Annotated in this window: 14 protein-coding genes; 4 read left to right on the top strand and 10 right to left on the bottom strand. The window is 35.3% G+C overall.

The features are described 5' to 3' along the window. From IPJ83_03540 to IPJ83_03495, 10 genes are all read right to left on the bottom strand, one after another. On the bottom strand, positions 1-624 hold the full coding sequence (locus tag IPJ83_03540; protein MBK7879622.1) for a response regulator transcription factor: 624 nt from the start codon (positions 622-624) through the stop codon (positions 1-3). Positions 625-654: 30 nt separating this feature from the next. Beyond that, on the bottom strand, positions 655-960 hold the full coding sequence (locus IPJ83_03535) for a hypothetical protein (GenBank protein MBK7879621.1): 306 nt from the start codon (positions 958-960) through the stop codon (positions 655-657). 83 nt (positions 961-1,043) lie between these two features. After that, positions 1,044-3,794, bottom strand: a complete 2,751-nt coding sequence (locus IPJ83_03530; GenBank protein ID MBK7879620.1) for an ATP-binding protein — start codon at positions 3,792-3,794, stop codon at positions 1,044-1,046. A gap of 271 nt (positions 3,795-4,065) precedes the next feature. Next, positions 4,066-5,016, bottom strand: a complete 951-nt coding sequence (locus IPJ83_03525; protein ID MBK7879619.1) for a hypothetical protein — start codon at positions 5,014-5,016, stop codon at positions 4,066-4,068. Positions 5,017-5,037: 21 nt separating this feature from the next. Beyond that, positions 5,038-5,340, bottom strand: coding sequence for a hypothetical protein (locus IPJ83_03520; GenBank protein MBK7879618.1), 303 nt, complete (start codon positions 5,338-5,340; stop codon positions 5,038-5,040). Positions 5,341-5,370: 30 nt separating this feature from the next. Further along, positions 5,371-6,792 (bottom strand): hypothetical protein, encoded by a 1,422-nt coding sequence (locus IPJ83_03515; GenBank protein ID MBK7879617.1) that lies wholly within the window; start codon positions 6,790-6,792, stop codon positions 5,371-5,373. A 51-nt stretch (positions 6,793-6,843) separates the two neighbouring features. After that, positions 6,844-7,242: a hypothetical protein gene (locus IPJ83_03510; GenBank protein MBK7879616.1), complete on the bottom strand. Its 399-nt coding sequence runs from the start codon at positions 7,240-7,242 to the stop codon at positions 6,844-6,846. Positions 7,243-7,244: 2 nt separating this feature from the next. Continuing rightward, a complete protein-coding gene (locus IPJ83_03505; protein MBK7879615.1) occupies positions 7,245-7,874 on the bottom strand; it encodes a hypothetical protein in 630 nt (209 codons plus the stop codon). 278 nt (positions 7,875-8,152) lie between these two features. Then, positions 8,153-8,719, bottom strand: a complete 567-nt coding sequence (locus tag IPJ83_03500) for a hypothetical protein (protein MBK7879614.1) — start codon at positions 8,717-8,719, stop codon at positions 8,153-8,155. Position 8,720: 1 nt separating this feature from the next. Further along, positions 8,721-11,102 carry a hypothetical protein gene (locus IPJ83_03495; protein ID MBK7879613.1) on the bottom strand — a complete coding sequence of 794 codons (2,382 nt, stop codon included), beginning with the start codon at positions 11,100-11,102 and terminating at the stop codon, positions 8,721-8,723. Positions 11,103-11,569: 467 nt separating this feature from the next. Between IPJ83_03495 and IPJ83_03490 the strand changes: the two genes are divergently transcribed. The 4 genes from IPJ83_03490 to IPJ83_03475 all read left to right on the top strand — a co-directional run bounded on the left by IPJ83_03490 (position 11,570) and on the right by IPJ83_03475 (position 19,692). Then, positions 11,570-12,325, top strand: a complete 756-nt coding sequence (locus IPJ83_03490) for a T9SS type A sorting domain-containing protein (protein MBK7879612.1) — start codon at positions 11,570-11,572, stop codon at positions 12,323-12,325. Between the two features lie 61 nt (positions 12,326-12,386). Beyond that, positions 12,387-14,204 carry a T9SS type A sorting domain-containing protein gene (locus tag IPJ83_03485; protein MBK7879611.1) on the top strand — a complete coding sequence of 606 codons (1,818 nt, stop codon included), beginning with the start codon at positions 12,387-12,389 and terminating at the stop codon, positions 14,202-14,204. Between the two features lie 632 nt (positions 14,205-14,836). After that, positions 14,837-17,809 (top strand): T9SS type A sorting domain-containing protein, encoded by a 2,973-nt coding sequence (locus tag IPJ83_03480; protein ID MBK7879610.1) that lies wholly within the window; start codon positions 14,837-14,839, stop codon positions 17,807-17,809. A 59-nt stretch (positions 17,810-17,868) separates the two neighbouring features. After that, positions 17,869-19,692, top strand: a complete 1,824-nt coding sequence (locus IPJ83_03475) for a T9SS type A sorting domain-containing protein (protein ID MBK7879609.1) — start codon at positions 17,869-17,871, stop codon at positions 19,690-19,692. Positions 19,693-19,723 lie beyond the last annotated feature (31 nt).

Here is a 19,723-nt window from a genome sequence, read left to right as displayed (position 1 = left end):
TTATCGCTGATTCAATTTATTTATGGCCTCTGTCCGGTTGCTTACCTGCAACTTTTCATAGATCTTGTGAATATGCTGCTTGACTGTGCCGGTGGTAATACCCATAATATCGGCAATCTCCTTATACAACAATCCCTTGGCCAGATGCTCTAACAATTCTTTTTCACGGGTTGTGATCGGTAAATTCTGAGGGACTGGAGTAATGGGCAGCTTCTGAAATACATCCAGAATTCTCCTCGCGATACTCGGACTCATGGGAGAACCACCTTTGTATAATTCCCTCACGGCATCTATTATTTTCTCCGGAGCTGAACCCTTCAAAATGTAACCCTTCGCCCCTGCCTGAAGGGAACGAAATATTTTCTCGTCATCTTCATAAACGGTAAACATGCAAAACTGCATCCCGGGACAATACTGACTTAAATAATTGATGGCGTCAATTCCACTGGCCTTCGGCAATCCAATATCCACGATTAGGATGTCTACCGGATTCTTTGTCAAAAACTGCATGGCATCTTCGGCATTAAAATAGACCTGCTTGCAAGACATATCTTCCTGCTCAGAAAATACCTCTTTCAACATTTCTGCTACTTCCCGCAAATCTTCTAAAATGGCTATCTTCATTTTGTCATGGTATTATTAACTGCACTTTTTCTAACCAAAGATAAGTTTAAATACCAGCACACTGATTACAATCAAACCTATAATTACAAAACAACCTCCTTTATTTGATTCTACAATCGCTTTACCGTTCCTTATCAAATCAAAAGCAATTCCATGAACGGTAAAATGAAAACTCATTTCATAGGAAACTCCATCCACTTCAAATTTATGTAAGCCACCAAAGATACTATACCTGGCACTTACTACCTTTTGATTTACTTTTATGATCTCTTTCCCCAAGAGTGTATTGTAAACTTCTATACAATTTCCGTCAAGATAAATGGTTGTAAATTTCATGTGACCTAATTTATTGATGACCACAAAAGTCCTCCATTTCCGAGACTAAAATTATATAACCTTTGTTAGCTAAAAACGGATGCTTACGATATGCCCTGGTCAGGATAAAAAGTAAAAACAATACCTGTTCCTTTTTCTTCCTTTAAGAACCTGCAATCTCCACCAATCTGCTTCATTCTCTTTTGCATGTTGTGCAGACCATTTCCATGATCATTCACTAATCCAGTATTAAATCCAATGCCATCATCCTGGATGACTATCTCCACCTTATCTGTGTAGGCAGTTATTGAAATATGCACATGGTTAGCAGAAGCATGCTTTACAACATTATGCAAGGCTTCCTTAATGACCAAAAACACATTCCTTCTTTTTTCACCACTTATACGCACAGCGACTTCATCCATCTCCTGCTGCCAAGCTAGTTTGATTTTGTATTCTTCCAGATACTCTGAAGCATATCTTCTTATATAAGCCATGAGATTTTCTAAAGTATCAAATCTACTGTTCATGGCCCAGATGATTTCACTCATGTTGCGAACCAGGGAATTGCTTTGGTCGGCAATTTTTTTGATGTGTGAACGCTCATCTACATTGGACACATTGCGCAAAGCACGGTCAGAAAGATACCTGATGGTCGTCAACCCTGATCCCAAATCATCATGCATCTCGGAGGCAATTCGGTTGCGCTCATTTTCGACAGCCTCCTGCTTTTCTATAATCAGTCTTTGCTCGCGTAATATCTGATCTCTCTTCTCAATTTGCCTTTGATAGTAAAACCGGATCAACAAAAAGCTGATCCCCAAAATACTAAAAATCATTCCATACCTAAACCACCAGGTCATCCAAAAAGGAGGAACTATTTCAAGTTCTATCACCCTGGCTTCGTTATTCCAAACCTGATCTGCATTACTGCCTATAATTTGAAACTTGTATGGTCCCGGCTTCAAATTCGCATACCTGGCAAAACCCTTCACGTCGGTTGCCAAAATAAAATCATCGTCCACACCATCCATTTTGTACTTGACACGAGTGGCTTGAGGATCATCGTAATCAATGGCCAAAAACTCAAAGGAAATCGTATTCTCTGAATACGGCAATTTCAGCTTCTGCAATACATTGGAAGCTCCGTACTTCTTTGTTTCCTCGTCATTAATCTTAAAACTGTAAATATCAACAACTGCCTTTTTTGTAGAAAGCCTAACTGCATATGGATCAAAAAAATTTATTCCACTAATGCCACCCATAAAATATTTACCGGAACCGGATTTCAGATAAGAGAAAGAATTGTATTCAAAATTTTGGATCCCATCCTTTTCTTTAAAATAATGCAAACTGCTATCCAAAAGTGAAAATCTTAAAATTCCGGAATTGCTGCTCATCCACAGATAACCTGCAGTATCCGGCATCACACAATAAAGTACCTGATGCAAGGATTTACTTTGATCTTGCATGGCCGCAAATAAATTATTTCTGACATCCAAATCATAAAGTCCCTGGTCATTCACAAGCCAAATGTGTCCGTTCTGAGTAGATTCTACTACATCTTTAACCCCTCCGGGAATGGGAAACTCATGCTGCAAGTGGTACTTACCCCCTCCGTTGTATTTATAAAATAAAATGGATTCATCGTTATGGCCCAGATAAATATTTCCGAAACTGTCTAGATCAAAATAGGTAAATGGCTTAGAACCCATTGTTATACCATCCACAGGCTTCCAGGAATATTTGGAGCCATTAATAAATAATTCGACTAAACCAACATTGGATGCAAGGGTAAATATTCTATGGTCAGGACCGTATTTTAATACAATAAATCCATTCAAGCTTTGATCGGAAGAACAGGTCAGTCTAAGATATTTTTTTGTCTCAACATCAAACGAAATTAAATAATCCCAATCGGCCATAAGTATCCGATCTTTTGATAAGGCCAGCGAAGCTTTAATAAAGCTGGATGTCAACGCAGGATCCTTTGGTTTATAATAAGATTTCCATGATTCAGTTTGAAGAGAATAAATGCCTACCTCTGCATTTCTGCTTACAGATAAAATTTCATCCCTACCATGATCAAAAATTCCAACTACATTAAATCGTTCATTTCCCCGATTGATCCATTTAAACTTCGGTGGTTTAAGACTATGAGAAATCACCCCATACCCATCGGAACCAATCCAAAGAATGGAATCTGGGTCAACATAAGGTAAGAGCAAATTTTCCAAAGCCTTCTCCTTGTTCAATGAACCATACACATAATGCTTGTTCATGATGCTGTCCAATAAAACATCATAATAAATCAATTGAACTCTGTCTGAAATAATGATCTGGTGATCTCCCCACTTACACATCCCTCCTATATTCTGATCGGTTATTTTTCGTTCCGCCACCTTTCGATTCAATGTTGTATTCCACTGAATAAGTTTTCCATCATTCATCCCCAAATAAACCGTCGAATCACTACTTCCTAAAATAAATCCAACCCTGCTTTCAAGGGGTGCATACTTAATTTGACCATCACCCGAATTTAAATCCATCCAATACAAGGTGTCAGCAATAGAATAATACAATCGTTTACCCTGCTCTACATTTTGCAAAATGGCATCATGACCATCCCTTACAGAAGCTGACCACCTCCTAATCACCTGCCTCAAACAAACATCGTACAAGAAAAATTCATCACCTGCTTTGAAATATAAATCCACTCCCTCCAGTGCAATTACTTTGTAATCACTTTTAATGGTATCTCCGTTCCATGATGTCACCTGCTCATATTCAAAATCATCAAGCTCCGGAATGTACACATGCAGGGCCTGATAGGTCGAGAACCAGACGCGATGCAATTCATCCGGAAAAAATGTAGATTGTATATTCGATCCTAGAAGATTAAAATTTTATGATCAGAAGTCAAATCTAAATTTCCAAGCTTAATAAATATTCCATTCAATGAAGAAACGAATATCCTACTACTCTCGCATTTATAAATGAATAAATTTGTAGACTGCACAGGGATTTGACAAAATATTATCACATTAAAGCTCAATACCATTAATAAAATTGGAATAGATCTCATTAACTTATTAAATGAACTTCAAACTACAACATAAGATAAAATCATTTTAAAATTAATCTCAAAAGTCCTTTGTTCTCACTAGTTGAAACAATCCCATTTTTATATGAGATCTTCATGTCAAAAATCGACTTTACTGAAAAGAGTGAATTAGTATAGAACATAGCTATCTCATTAGATTTTTTTACACATCCATTCAATCGATAATAGGAAAAAAACAAATAATTATAAAGCATTAGATTTTCAACTTCAAATAGATCTGCTGAAGTAACTACATATTCAAAATGATTTTTAAATAAATTATAGATCTTACTTTCATTCGATCCACAATTGTAAAGCATAACACATTTGTATTTTCCATTTACGTTTACAGTTAACTCAGATACCACCTCATCAATTGGGATATTCTTTCCATTAACTTTTAAGTATAACAATTCACCATCCACTTTAGAAGCTGAATGCGCATATAAGATAACAAATACTTCACTGAAACGAGAAATAGGTATATTTTTAAAAACTCCAATTGCTGAAATAAATTCAAAATTAATACTCACTTTTTCATTAGAATAATTAATATAATTGGTATATAACCATAACTTGTCTACTTGAAGATCTGAAGCAGAATAATAAAATACTCTACAATTTCTTTTACTGCCAATCAAATAATTCTCCCTTGTTAAATCTTGATAATAACTTAACTCTTCCATAAAATAATTGAAAGGATGAATAAATTCTGAAGCGCTAATTCCCTTTTTTGCAATCCTTAAAAATATTTTTGCTGCCTCAAAATTTTCCAATAGACCGAACATCAAGGAAAGAAAAATGAAATAGTTATAGTTAAGTTTTCCATCTTCTAGAAATAGATATTCATTTTCTTCTATAAATCTTAGCACATTAAAGTAAACATTACCATTCTGATACGAAGGAAAGTTGCTAGAATCAATTTCAAAATATGGTAATTCACTTTTGAGTTCATTAATACTAATTGCAATCATTTTTCCATACTTTTAAGAAAACTAATTAGTCGTTTCGATAACTTCACCAGGAGGGCAGTAGGGCGGACAAGGTGCTGCAACTTTATTGGTAGAGTTTGTCATATCAGCACCAGATTGGTCCACACCAATATAAATATGTGTACATATTCCATTTTGTTTATATTTAGCCAACACACTTTTAGTGGACACTGCACCTTGACTTTGCATCTCCATAAAATGTGCTGGATCATATGTCCCAGTCTGATATTGGGTACAATCACTTGGATAAAGATCAAAGTACCTTATCTCTAAAGCTGGTTTGCCATAAAATTGAAATTGTTCCATTCGTTTGATTTTTAAATATTTAAAATTAGATTAATAAAATAAATACCCTATACTAAAAGCTAGATTCGTCCGAACCTTACTAACATATACCTCCTCTGTAATCCCGTCAAATTTATATTTGTTTATAACAGGATCAAATTCAAATATATTGGATTTTTGTCGAATAATGGAGGTATGTAAACCTAAATTAATCATTAATTTATCTTTGCGACCAATACCCAAACCTCCACCAATAAAAAGTCCGGGATTAATGGGTTTGGCCAAGCTGAGTGTAGGACCCAAACCCAAATGAAAACTTACATCCGATTGGTTAATATACCACCCGATATGAACCAATGCATTAATACCGAATAAAGATGAATTTCCTTCCTGGGTTAAGTAGGTCATCTTTTGTATCGTGTCTTGAATAGAAGTGAAATTATGATTCTCCAAAAGTGACTTAAATAACCCCGAACTGTAGCCAAAATAGGGTTTACCCTTTTCTTCAATCCTAATCAACGTAGAATATTTTGGACCATAGAAGGGTTCTCTCGGCACCAAGTCAATATGAATCTCTTTAGCTTCTCCATTAAAATATTGAGGTAGGCTGTAATAAGATTCCGGTCGGCTATTTCTGGCCAATTGTTCCATGTCCATATACTTGGCCAAACTATCTAAATTCACAAATTTACCCAATTCGTCCAATTGCTTCGCGAGTACATTTATATTGGATCTCAAGAGTGTGTCCTTACCCTTAACACATTCCGACACAATACAAGGTTGACATTTGTATAAATTTACCGAATCTAATAGACCATATAAATCCAGCCTTCTTTGTCGTACTTTAGTTATAAAATTATAGAAAATACTATCTACTCTGGAACTCAGCTCACTACTTGAATTTAACAAATATTTAGCCTTCGTAACCTGCTCCATCCAACTGATCATTTTCATATTTAATTCTGCCAAGTCTTCTAATGTACTACCTCTGACTCTTCCATAAAGACTTAAAAATGTATCTATCTTCCTCCCAACTTTATCATCACATTTACTGGGTTTACAGGGATTAGGTACCTCTTTTTCAATTAGAGCTAGGGATTCCCTTGTTGATGATTCTCTATTATCCACAGGACTAACAATTTTCAAGCCAAATTCCTTAATCAAAGTCGCAAGATCCTGTGCAGTAAATCCTGGCAAAGCAGGAAAAGTAAAATTATTTGAATTTTTTCCCAGCAGTACTGTATCTTTATTATTCACTATCAAAGAATATTTTGTGAAATCCACTCCTTCCACAAAATACTTGTAATTGGTTCCTCGCTTTAATCTAAAATATACTTGTCCATCAGTTCTGATATCACCGCTGTCTGAATTCCTGATCATTCCGATATTTATGGCATTCAAAGAATAGGTGCTTTGAGAAAATCCACTGATTACTTCGAACAATAAAATCAATAAAATAAAATAATACTTCATAATATTTTTTTAACAAAATTCATTCATCTTTTCCAAACCCACCTTATAACTTTAGTTAGGTTTTCCCATCAGACTCTCGACCGCAGTACCCGTCTTCTTAATTATCTCAAAAAGCAGCTGAAGTATCTGCTCCGCAAAGGTGGCCAGCAATAAAGAATAACCAAAATAAACCAACATCCCAATCTTCAATGTGGATAAACTATCCAGAACATCCTTCTCTTCAGATATAAACAAAAACAAAGGGGTTGCCAGAGATGCTATTAATGCTAAAACAAATCTTTTGCGCCATTCACTCATTAAATGATCATTGAGTTTTTGACATGCTACTTCATTAGTTTCAGTTGAAATTTTTATATAGAGTGCTCCCCAGGCTCCAATCAAGGTAGACAAAATTGAAAAAAATACATACCAAAAAAGTGTCGTCGGACAAATGACCATATTCAAATCCATAACTATGAGTTTTTAAATTGTTCTGAAACACCGGGCACATCTTGTGCCAGGTCAATTTTTAATTTAGCCCCATCTTCGGTTTCCGCGCCCAGCGTAAATGATCCATAAGACAACAGGTTTAAAATTGCTTCACCATTCTTAACTTCAATGATGGGATTTGGATTCGGAAAGCTGGGATGAAGATGAAACTGCACGCTACCTTTTAGTGGTTCTCTGATCGGATCCGTACTATGGACTACTATTCTCAATTGGTAATAGTTGGTTCCTTCCAGCGGATGAACCTGTGCAAAAATACTCCTGTTTCTATCTTTTAAACTTCCTTGCCAACTGCTCTTCAAAGGATCCAAATCTGCATCTGAGTGAATTTGCTCCACAAGGCTTTGACGAGTCTCCCTGGAAGGCAAACCCAATTGCCCTGAATTGATGGCCCCTGCCACCGCATCTTCCAGTTGTTGCAATTTTTGCTTGATCTTGATTCCATCTTTTGTGATTTCAATGTTATCTGCTGTGCTCATCCTGGTCTTTAAAATTTCAATGACCCCTGCAAATTGCTTCCTAAAGCTTACTGCAAGAATTAGCACCACAACTTCCCACGAGAATATCTCCGTAAATTTTTTCAAATCTTCTAACATACTTCTTTCAATTTTTCATCGTCAATAAATTTCCCTAAAATTCTTTTATATTTTTACCTACTTAGGGTTATCAGCACAGATATTATTTGCATCCTTTATTACTTACAATTCAAATGATATCAAAACCATCCAGTTAATTTAAAAATAATACTTTCCTGAGACCTAAATTCCACCGGATTTAAAAAATCAAAACTAAATCCCTGTGCGTGTAAGACAATACTTAAAAACCAAAGTGATAATAAAATAAAGATCTTTTTCATGTGTACATTTTAAATCAATTATTTATCTTCCTGCATCCAGGATCTTAACCTGCCTACTAAAAAAGGTATCCTTAAGAAGAACAGGCACAAGCACAAAACAACAAAAAGAACAGTCTTCAATCCATTAACCCATGGAATAAGATGATGGTATGTTGCATAGTTAGAATTAATGAATTCAATCATCATCATATTCTCCGATACATCCGCGATAAACAATAAAATGGCACTCCCAACAAAAAAATATAATGTGCTCTTGTTCCATCTCCTGTGATAAGACAAACTAAGTGAAATAAGGATAAACATGGCCGTGTAAGAAAATGCAAATACGTAATCCGCCCTGTAGTATCGAAGCATGCTTTCCTTAAATTTTTGAATAGTATAGGTTCGCGAGGTTGTGCAATTCAATACTTCACATTTATATCGCAGGGTATCTGAGTAAAACGCAGCCAGACCGGAAGAATCCTTTCTTATTTTACTGAAATTTTCTTCTGAAAATCCAAGATTCTCCAGAGCAAAATTACGATCCATGTAATTCTTCGATCCAAGAAATAATAAGAGTGCAATCACAAATAATTTCTTTTTCATATCATTTACCTTTATAATGTTCCCATATTTGGTTCAAGGATTGTTGACTGTACATTACACCCAACGGAAATTCCTTCCAATTACCCAAACTGTCCTTCAACTCTACAAACTCTACAGCTGTCCTGGTACTGTCGCTTCTCAAGCATCTTATTCTTTCCTGCCAGTAGACCGCATGACCTGAAAAAGGAGTAGCGCTTGCAGATCCAAGTGTATTTAAAAACAAACTGTTGACTGGTTCTGTGTTGCAATTATCACTATCCCCGTTTAAAATAACTATGATCTTAAAATGCACACTGGTGTCTTCCTCAGTCTCTCGCAATTTTGTATATACTTCGTATAGCGTATTGCATCCCGAACTCTCATACAATCCACCATCTATAAGATTTCCAACTCCCTTCAAATAATAGTAAGAACTCACCACCGGAAAGGACTGACTGATCTTAACAGCAGTGGACATAGGTAAAGAAAATTGATTGCAACTATTCTGGGTGTTCATCCTGAATTCCTTGTACAGATCTACTACATCCGGATGCAGGGTGCTGTCCACTACCACAGGAGAAACAAGCACTCTCTTGCCTGCCTGGGTAGTTGCAGAGTTGACAAAATGCAAAGGAATTCTAAATTTCATGGTGGTATCAGTCCATTTGGACATATAATCGCCCAACATCAGATTTCTTATCTGATCCCGATCATTGAGTGGAAAGTAAGACTGTATTGCGCTGAGCTCCCCCTGCTCGTGATAATAATTTCTGTCCTTGTCATAATCTGTCTTGCCCTTGGAAAAGCCTCCTATTCCATCTCCAAGCAATACGCCCCAGATTCCACCACTTAAATAGTTGCGTGAATAAATGGTATCCCAAAATGATTTTCTCTCTTGCACCGATAAACTTTTCGGATCAGCTGCCAGTCGGGTTAAAAACATATTCGCTCCGGAAGTACTGCCCGAAATAGTAGAAATAGCAAATATTTTGGCAGTGTCTCCAAGAGTAGCATAAATGTGATCAAGGTTTATTCCTGTCCAGTATCCTGCGCGGGAACCTCCTCCTGAGCCGGCAATAAGAACGACTGTCTTTGGATTATCATTCTTTTCTCTCCAGACTTTATAATAATTTAATAGGCTATGCCTGTTACCCAATTGATCGTACAACTCTTTGCCAATCCTCTCTTTTCGGATTCTGTGACCATTGATTGATTTGATAAAAATTAAATTCAAACTAACCAGCAGGAATACAATATTCGCAAAACTAAAAAACAGGTAAAGTCCCTTCTCAATATTACCCTGAGGCGACGGATCTTCCTTCACTTCCCTATCAGTTGATTTTTCAAGCAAACAGTCCGATTTCGGAATTTCTTTTAAACAATTACTGTGATCATCAGGGACTTGATCCATGACGACCAAAACTTCAAGCGCATCCTTAGGTGTCTTAAAGGCGGTATCTATCAAACAAATAATAAATGAAAAACAAATGTTCATGATCAGCACAGGCGATATTTTATGCATGAACTCATATCTTTCCCCAACCCAAAACATGATTATAAAAAGCAGAATGATTATCACATAAACAGAAAAGACTTTTTTTGATTTTTTGTAAAGACACTCCTGCAGATCACCGGGTGGACATGGCTTGCCTGTTGGATCTTGCTTCCAATATTCGGAAATCTTTTCTATAAAATAATGGAACCAGTCATTATAAAAATACAATAGCCAAATCACAAACGCACCGCAGAGATAACATCCACAAGCCCATAAAAGCGAAGCCATTATAATGATTGCTGTATGGCCAAAATAACCCAGAAAAGGTCGCGTTAAAAAAAAATTATTCTTCATAATTTTCTCTACCACAAACTCTTTTACCATATCCTTGATGACCAATGAAATCAAAAGGAATGTTAAAAAAATAAACGGACTAAATAATTCATCCCACTGTGTTCCAGCAATGGTGAATACAAAAACCAAGATAGGAATATTAGCAAAAATTCGAATTGGATAAACCCTTTTGTGATTGAATTCACTGTTATACCGGTTCGCCAAAATGCAAAACAATTGTGGTGGCGAAACTCCTCCCTCCTTATCTTCCATTTTCCGGGTCATCATATTTCTGTCGGATAATATTTTTAAGAGCTCAATGCTCCACACAGGAATTACCCAAATAACATAAAACAATACAATAAAGCTGACCAGTATCATGGCAATATTCATCCATTCATGCGGATCCAACAAGTACAACACCACTTCCTTGCCCTGACTTATATAATACAGAAACAAAGGAGCCGCAAAGGCCATGATGAGATAAATAAAGTTCTCTGTAATAGAGTAATAAACTTTATTGCATTTTTCTATAATTATTCTAAATAACGATTTTGGATTCTCTGGATCTGTCATAACTAATTTTTTAACAAACAAATGACCACTCAACAACCATGCATTGAGTCTACCACCACGCAAATAAATGAAAATGCAATCGTCTTGTGACCGAGCGCCGGGTCAAATACTTTTTGATAGCCCTGGTGCTTCGAAATACCCTGGGCTTAAAGCCTTGTGAAAATAACTATTCGAGCTAACACTCACTAATTTTTTCCTAAGTTTTTTTTTAAAAAGATAATATAAAGCAAATTTGATTCATTAAAAAATATCAAGAATATAACTTTTGTTAGTATATTGTATCAAAATCAAAGCCGCCCATGATCATACTCACAATCCTACAGTACTTAAATATTTAATTTCATTATCAGTCATCACAAAAATGTTGGAAACAAAATTATTAATACAGTTCTAAGTATATTACCATTTACTGAGATATATTTATTAAAATATTAAGATAAATAGATAATTTATCAGAACTTGAAGATATGGAAGATGAACTCATCCTCATTAACGCTAAGATGACAGCAATTAAATTGTATGCAGATTCTTTGTACAATGCGGCCAACTCTACCGACAGTAGCTATTACCATGAATTCTTGGTAGATCTATTTAGTGACGCTAATGAAGCTACTTCAGATTTAAATACTTTATGGGATAGTTGGCTTGAGCAGAGAGATACTTTTCTTGAGGATGTTCTTGCTGCCAATGATTTAATAGAGGCAGAAGACGATATTCAAACCTTCCTACAAGAAGTTAACCATATTTATATGGAATCTGTGGCGGCTGGTATATTTGAATTGAATTCTACTCAGTCATCAGATCTATCCGCAATTGCGGAGCTTTGTCCACTTGAATACGGAAATGCAGTCAACCTAGCTAGAATTCTAAAAGACATGTCTGTTTTAAATGGATATAATGATTCATTATTGTGCCTTCCACCAAGTCCAATCATAAATTCAACCGGTGATGAAAATATTGGATATTCCTATCAAATTACTCCTAATCCAGTTAGTGAGAATTTGATCATTACCGATAGAATGTGTAATCAAAGAATGGATAAATTAATACACATTCGGGATTTAAATGGCAAAACACTTTTAAGAGAACAATGGCCTTCTGCATCTTCTTGCTTGAAAGTAATTTCAACTCATAATATAGTGCAGGGTATATATATTATATCTATCGACAGTCAGAAATCAGGTAAGAATCTATTTTCTTCCAGAATTCTAATCAATCGTTAAATTTTATCTGCGCAGCAGGGCATATCCCTGCTGCTTTTTAATATAATTGCAAATATTTTTTATGAATTCACTTTTTAAATTTTCTTTCATATTTTTCTCAATAATAACATCAATATCTGCGCAAAAGTATGATTTTAATTGGTTATTTGGATATCTTGATGGACCAAAAAGAGATTCTGTTTTTGGACACTCTATGATGACTTTTAATACTCAATCTGGAAATCCAGAAGTCTATTTTGATAAAACTAAAAACATTAATCTCTTAGTTGGAAATACACCTTGCATTTCAGACGAAGAAGGTAATTTTTTGTTTTCTTTCAATGGTTTCTATATTGAAGATTCTAAAGGAAACAAAGTCAAAAACTCAGACAGTATTTGTTACAATCTAGGCGATTGTTGGGCAAATCTCCAACAGACATTAATTCTTCCATCAACATCTTTTAAAAATCAATTCTATTTAATTTCAGTCCATGACAAAAATATAATTTATAATTCTATGCCCGAATTAGTTGGAGGCATAATTAGCATTTCCATAATTACTGTGAACCAAAATAACACTCCAGCTCTAATTAATTTTTCAAAAATAATAGCACAAGATACCTTTGAAATTGAAAAATTAACAGCTTGCAAACATGCCAATGGAAGAGATTGGTGGGTAATTATTCCAAAACCATTTGAAATTTCCTTTCGCATTTTTCTATTAACACCATCCAATATATTTGATTATGGAGAACAGACTTTTGAGTCTACTTATAAACACTATGGTCCTGGAATTAGTCAGTTTTCCCCTAATGGTAAGTACTATTTATCAGTTTATAGTTATAGAAATGGATACTATCCAAAATCATTTTTAGATTATCTGGAATTTGATCGATGCAATGGAAAATTTTCTAATCATAAACAAATATTATTCGCAAATCGTGGATATGAACCTGATCCTGAGAACAAACCTTTCGTTTTAAGTAGTGGCGCTTTTTCACACAATAGCCGGTACTTGTATACCTGTGAAAACGATTCTATCTTTCAGTTTCCCATTTTCTTGGATGGTACAATTGGTGAAAAATTATTGATTGATATTTATGATGGATTTAAATCTCATCTATTTGGTAATATAACACGTCCTACTTATATATCATTGCTCCAACTTGGTCCTGATGGTAGAATTTATGGTGACCCTTATTATACACAGACAAGAGAACTGCACATAATGCACAGGCCAAATCAATATTCAAAAAATTGTGATTTCAGACAACACAGTTTGCGGCTTCCAGCAATAAAAGCTGCCATGCCGGTGTTCCCAAACTACCGCTTGGGTTCCATCGATGGTAGTGATTGCGATACGCTCGGCATCGACAACGTCCCCTGGGCCTGGTGGCGATATGACCAGGATACTGCAAGATACCGATGCTTTGAGTTTGTGGATTTAAGTGCATATACTCCGGATGAATCTGAACCTGAGTGGTATTGGGATTTTGGTGATGGTACACAAAGTAGAGATACTTCTCCAATTCACTGTTTTGAGAAGGATGGCATATATGAAGTCTGCCTGATTGTTAAGAATAAGTACGGGGCAGATACTTTATGTAGGACGCTGAATGTTGGAACTTTAGCGACTAATGACAAGGGAAAAATTGTGATTAAAACTGACATTTTTCCTAATCCTGCATCTGATCACTTTGTGCTAAATATTCATGACTATCTGCCAGAAAGTATGTACATACATCTAATCAATTCACAAGGACAGACCGTCCTCAGCGAGCGCGTATATCAAGGTAGTAATGTGATCGATACGGAGCAGTTGCCGGCAGGACTTTACTCGGTGGTACTTTATGAAAGAGGAGTGGTAATGAAAACGGAGAAGATTGTAATAATCAGATAAGGCAGGGTAGTTAACAATTTAAGTATCCCAGGAAAAAATAGTAGACATCTAAGTGATAGAAATATACAGTACTGAAATATCAAAAACTACCACTGAGATAAACCGTTGCATTAATGAATTGAATCCAGCTTTTGTTACCTGTTTGGATAAGATCAATTAAACAATTGATTTTTCTCACCAATGAATAGTATCCCATCTCCTACTTTTGTTATTGAATCCTTGGTAAATGTTGGAAACAAAATTATTATTGTGGCTCTCAGTAAATGACAATTTTATAAATAAAAGAAAATTGCCATATACTGTGATATATTTATTAAAATATTAAGATAAATAGATAATTTATCAGGGTTTTCCCTGAATTTTAATAAATTATTTCCTAAGGCTTTTCCCTGAATTTTTAATTTTTTTCAAAATAGTTGGAACTTCTTTAAACTAAAGAATGTATATTTGACACAGGAACATAATTAACTCGATTTAGCTGATCGGATTAATTTGAATCTCGGAAATTCCATTCGAACATATCAAAATAGCTGTCAATTTCAGTGAGTCAAAGAGTTGATTTCATTTTATTCGTAAAATGAGGTTGGCAAAAAAAGGATGGAAACAATGGTGTTTCAAATAAATACTTAATAATGAAACGAGTTGAAATCTTCCGGGTAAACAGTAAAATTACTGTCCCGATGAACAATTCGCTACTTCAAACTTCAAATTTCAAATCTGTAACCGGTTACAGCACCTGTAAAGCGGTCAGATTCTTACTCATCCTAGCCCTTGTCATGGCCAGCGGGGTGCTTACAGGGACTGGTTCTCCTGCCCTTTTAAAATATTCCCAGCTTTCTATTTTAAAACAAGCTGATCAGGTTCGAAAATCAACTAAGTTTTTCTTGCCTGATGAATTTATTCAAACATACCCTGTAGCTACGACATCAACCTGCGGATGTCCTGGTGGTTCGGTTGTGGTAGGTAATGATCTCAATAGCAGTACAAATATTACCTCAACTACCATACCACAATTTGCAAACGGGATTACTATTTGCATATTTGGTATTTTAAACATCAATAGATTTAATTATTTTTTTGATTGTGATTTTTACATTGCAGAAGGATCATCTATTCATGTCAAAAACGGATATGGCCTAATTATTTCTGAATGTGATTTGATGCCATGTACAGATCAAATGTATCAAGGCATTGTAGTGGAAAATGGTGGTACAGTGTTGCTTTATGGCAACACGATTGAAGATGCCAATTATGGTCTTCTAGTTGAGTCAGGTGGACATGCTTATAATGTCTCTGGTAATTCCTTTCTAAGGAACAATATTGGCGTAGGTTTACAATCAGGGGCTAGTGTTTCAAACGATCTTTATGATAATACATTTGATGGTCAAACTGGCTTAATCACTGGATTTACTGGACAAAACCCTGAGCCAGATTATCTTCCATATGCAGGCATTGAGGCAATCGGAACTACATTTACAGCTGGAATTATTGCTCCCAATACATTCACTAAATTAAGAAATGGAATTGTAACGTCTAATACATCTTTCACTGCTGTAAACAACTCATTTACTTCCATAATACCATGGGTTCAAAGTATATTTACATTGCAATACATAGATGGAATTGGAATAAATTCTGTGGGCTCTAACCTTGTCAATGTGTCAGACAATACATTTTACGATTGTCGTATAGGTATAAGATCTCATGCTTCAGCTCTATTAAAAGTAGAAGATAATAACATGGATGCAGTTGAGCTAGGGATAGAAGATACCTACGGCCGAAATCTCACAAGAGTTCATAGCAATACTATTTCATACAGGCGATTTGGAATAAAAGTGAGTTTCCCCACACGTAGTACCTTTCCTTCTATTTATTACAATATACTCAATAATACTCAAACTACCGATTCTTCAGTTGCGATAGATTTGTCTGGTGCATTTGGCACCTTCACATTCCATCCAGAAATAAATGTGAATGAAATATATATTGAGGGTATTAAAGCATTAGGAATTAGAACAAATTACGTTGAACAAACTGGTATTATTAGCAATGAAATCACCGGTGAAGGATATGGAGCTGGGATACAACTAACACTAACTCGTTTCAGTCATGTGTTCAACAATAACATCAGTTCTTCAGGTGCATTACCGCAAATTGGAATACTCGTTAGGACTTCTGAACGGACAAGGTATTGTTGTAATGAAATCTCCGATGTCTATACAGGTTTTCTATTTGATAATGCCAGTCCTAACTCTATCTGGCGGAATAACTACATCAACAGATGTTTTCGAGGAATACTTTTGAACAATGGTGCTTACTTTGGACAACAAATGCAATCAGTCCCTTCGGGGAATGAATGGATTACTTTTCAGCAGGGTAATATTAACGGAGTTAATGCAATTAATAGAAATGGGACATTTTTTAAACTTAAATCTCAAATTCGTGCATATGAGTGTAGCCTACCAGAATGGCCTACGTATATTAGTCCAGCTCAAAGTTGTGATGACAATGCAGCAAACTGGTTTATTTCAGAACCAGAAGAAGTAAGTTCATCTTGTCTTTATGATGGGCCTTGTGCCCAATTTTTTGCTGTAGTACCTGAGATTAATGATTGGTCTATAGATGTCGCAACTGGAAATTTTATCCCTGAAGAATTTGGAGACATGCACCACTGGGAAGGTACTCGAATTTTATACCGCGATCTACGACGTGATAGTGATTTATTGGGAATTGATTCACAGGTAGACTCATTTTACAACTCAAATATTACTGGTGTGCTCCATGAATTCTATATTGTAGATAGTCTTTTAAATAATGGACAATCATTTACTGAAGCTGAACTTGAAGATATGGAAGATGAACTCATCCTCATTAACGCTAAGATGACAGCAATTAAATTGTATGCAGATTCTTTGTACAATGCGGCCAACTCTACCGACAGCAGCTATTACCATGAATTCTTGGTAGATCTATTTATTGACGCTAATGAAGCTACTTCGGATTTAAATACTTTATGGGATAACTGGCTTGAGCAGAGAGATACTTTTCTTGAGGATGTTCTTGCTGCCAATGATTTAATAGATCCAGAAGATGATATTCAAACATTCCTACAAGAAGTTAACCATGTTTATATGGAATCTGTGGCGGCTGGTACATTTGAATTGAATTCTACTCAGTCATCAGATCTATCCGCAATTGCGGAGCTTTGTCCACTTGAATACGGAAATGCAGTCTACTTAGCAAGAATTCTAAAAGACTTATCTGGTTTAAATGGATATAATGATTCATTATTTTGCCTTCCCCCAAGTCCAATCATAAATTCAACCGGTGATGAAAATATTGGATATTCCTATCAAATTACTCCTAATCCAGTTAGTGAGAATTTGATCATTACCGATAGAATGTGTAATCAAAAAATAGATAAATTAATACATATTCGGGATTTGAATGGAAAAATTATTTTGGCAGAACGATGGTCTACAGATGCTTCTTGTATTAAACTAATTTCAACTCATAATATAATTACGGGATTATATATTTTGTCTGTTGATAATTCTAAATCGGGTAATAAATTGTTTTCGTCAAGAATTTTAATTAATCGTTAATTTTTATCTTATTCAGCAGGGCATGGCCCTGCTGAATAATCTTAAATTTAGTAAAAGCAATGTCTAATAACAAAATTATTTTAATAATAGTAACTTACTTCTCATTTACATTTTCAAGTATCTGCCAGCAATATGATTTTAATTGGATATCCGGGTACTTAATATTACCTAAAAGAGATTCTGTGATAGGACATAGTATCACCCAATTTAATTCTGCCTCTGGAAATCCAGAATTTAGATTTGATAAATTAAAAAATATTAATTTAGTAAGTGGAAACTCAGTTTGTATTTCTAGCCAAAATGGTGTATTTCAATTTTCATTCAATGGTTTTGAAATAGAGGATGCAAATGGACAAAAAGTACCCTTATCTGACAGCATTTGTTATTTGCTCGGTGATTGTTATGCTTTTCTGCAGCAAAGTTTGATATTACCAACACCGGGCAGACACAATGAATTTTATATTATTAATATACACGATTACGACATAGTCTACAATTCCATTCCTGAATTGGTTGGAGGAAATATCAGCTACTCAAAAATATTGATTCAAAATCCCGATCATATTATCGTGGACAGATTTGCTCAAGTAATTAAAAAAGATACTTTTGAAGCTCAAAAAATAATTGGATGCAAACATGCCAATGGAAGAGATTGGTGGATATTAATTCCAATGCCCTTTATTAACTCATATTATAAATTACTTTTGACTCCCAATGGAATCATTTCTTACGGTGAACAAATAACAAACCAATTAGATAGAATTTATGGTTTAGGAATTGCCTTTTTTTCACCAAATGGAGAATATTATTGCAATGTATATACAAACAGAGATGGAGATTATCCTATTTCATTTTTAGACTTTTACCTTTTTAACCGTTGCACAGGAATATTATCCAATCACCAACGAAAGATTTTTTCAGACCGAGGTTACATTCCAAATTCGGAAAACGAACCTTTTGTTTATAGTAGTGGTGCTTTTTCACCTGATAATAAAGTCCTGTATGTTTGTGAAAACGATTCCATCATGCAATATTCTGTTTCTAAAAATGGGATTTTAGGTGAAAAAATACTTATTGATGTATATGATAATTATAGGTCAAGGATATCAACAACTAGTTCATATCCTACTTATTTCAATCAATTACAACTTGCGCCAGATGGAAGGATTTATGGTACAACTAACTACTTACCTACAAGAGAGCTTCATGTAATAAACTCTCCCAACAGATCAGGAAAAGATTGTAATTTTAAACAACACCACATAAAACTCCCTTCAAGAAAATTTCAAATACCCAATTTCCCTAATTACCGTCTCGGCCCTATCGATGGTAGCGATTGTGACACGCTCGGTATAGACAACATCCCATGGGCCTGGTGGCGCTATGATCAGGATACCACGAGATACAGATGTTTTGAGTTTGTGGATTTAAGTGCATATATTCCGGATGAATCTGAACCTGAGTGGTATTGGGATCTTGGTGATGGTACACAAAGTCGAGATACTTCTCCGATTCACTGTTTTGAGAAAGATGGAATCTATGAGGTCTGTTTAATTATTAAGAATAAGTATGGGGCAGATACTTTATGTAGGACGCTGAATGTTGGAACTTTAGCGACTAATGACAAGGGAAAAATTGTGATTAAAACTGACATTTTTCCTAATCCTGCATCTGATCACTTTGTGCTAAATATTCATGACTATCTGCCCGAAAGTATGTACATACATCTAATCAATTCACAAGGACAGACCGTCCTCAGCGAGCGCGTATATCAAGGTAGTAATGTGATCGATACGGAGCAGTTACCGGCAGGACTTTACTCGGTGGTACTTTATGAAAGAGGAGTGGTAATGAAAACGGAGAAGATTGTAATAATCAGATAAGGCAGTTTAGTTAACAATTTAAGTATCCCAT

The sequence above is a fragment of the Candidatus Vicinibacter proximus genome (genome assembly GCA_016713905.1).
Taxonomy (GTDB): domain Bacteria; phylum Bacteroidota; class Bacteroidia; order Chitinophagales; family Saprospiraceae; genus Vicinibacter; species Vicinibacter proximus.
Note: the sequence above shows the minus strand (reverse complement) of the source record. Positions and strands in the feature narration are given on the sequence as shown.

Coding starts and splice junctions, on each gene's coding strand:
- IPJ83_03540 (MBK7879622.1), bottom strand. CDS start 624: ATGAAGATAGCCATTTTAGAAGATTTGCGGGAAGTAGCAGAAATGTTG.
- IPJ83_03535 (MBK7879621.1), bottom strand. CDS start 960: ATGAAATTTACAACCATTTATCTTGACGGAAATTGTATAGAAGTTTAC.
- IPJ83_03525 (MBK7879619.1), bottom strand. CDS start 5,016: ATGATTGCAATTAGTATTAATGAACTCAAAAGTGAATTACCATATTTT.
- IPJ83_03520 (MBK7879618.1), bottom strand. CDS start 5,340: ATGGAACAATTTCAATTTTATGGCAAACCAGCTTTAGAGATAAGGTAC.
- IPJ83_03515 (MBK7879617.1), bottom strand. CDS start 6,792: ATGAAGTATTATTTTATTTTATTGATTTTATTGTTCGAAGTAATCAGT.
- IPJ83_03510 (MBK7879616.1), bottom strand. CDS start 7,242: ATGGATTTGAATATGGTCATTTGTCCGACGACACTTTTTTGGTATGTA.
- IPJ83_03505 (MBK7879615.1), bottom strand. CDS start 7,874: ATGTTAGAAGATTTGAAAAAATTTACGGAGATATTCTCGTGGGAAGTT.
- IPJ83_03500 (MBK7879614.1), bottom strand. CDS start 8,719: ATGAAAAAGAAATTATTTGTGATTGCACTCTTATTATTTCTTGGATCG.
- IPJ83_03495 (MBK7879613.1), bottom strand. CDS start 11,102: ATGACAGATCCAGAGAATCCAAAATCGTTATTTAGAATAATTATAGAA.
- IPJ83_03490 (MBK7879612.1), top strand. CDS start 11,570: ATGGAAGATGAACTCATCCTCATTAACGCTAAGATGACAGCAATTAAA.
- IPJ83_03485 (MBK7879611.1), top strand. CDS start 12,387: ATGAATTCACTTTTTAAATTTTCTTTCATATTTTTCTCAATAATAACA.
- IPJ83_03480 (MBK7879610.1), top strand. CDS start 14,837: ATGAAACGAGTTGAAATCTTCCGGGTAAACAGTAAAATTACTGTCCCG.
- IPJ83_03475 (MBK7879609.1), top strand. CDS start 17,869: ATGTCTAATAACAAAATTATTTTAATAATAGTAACTTACTTCTCATTT.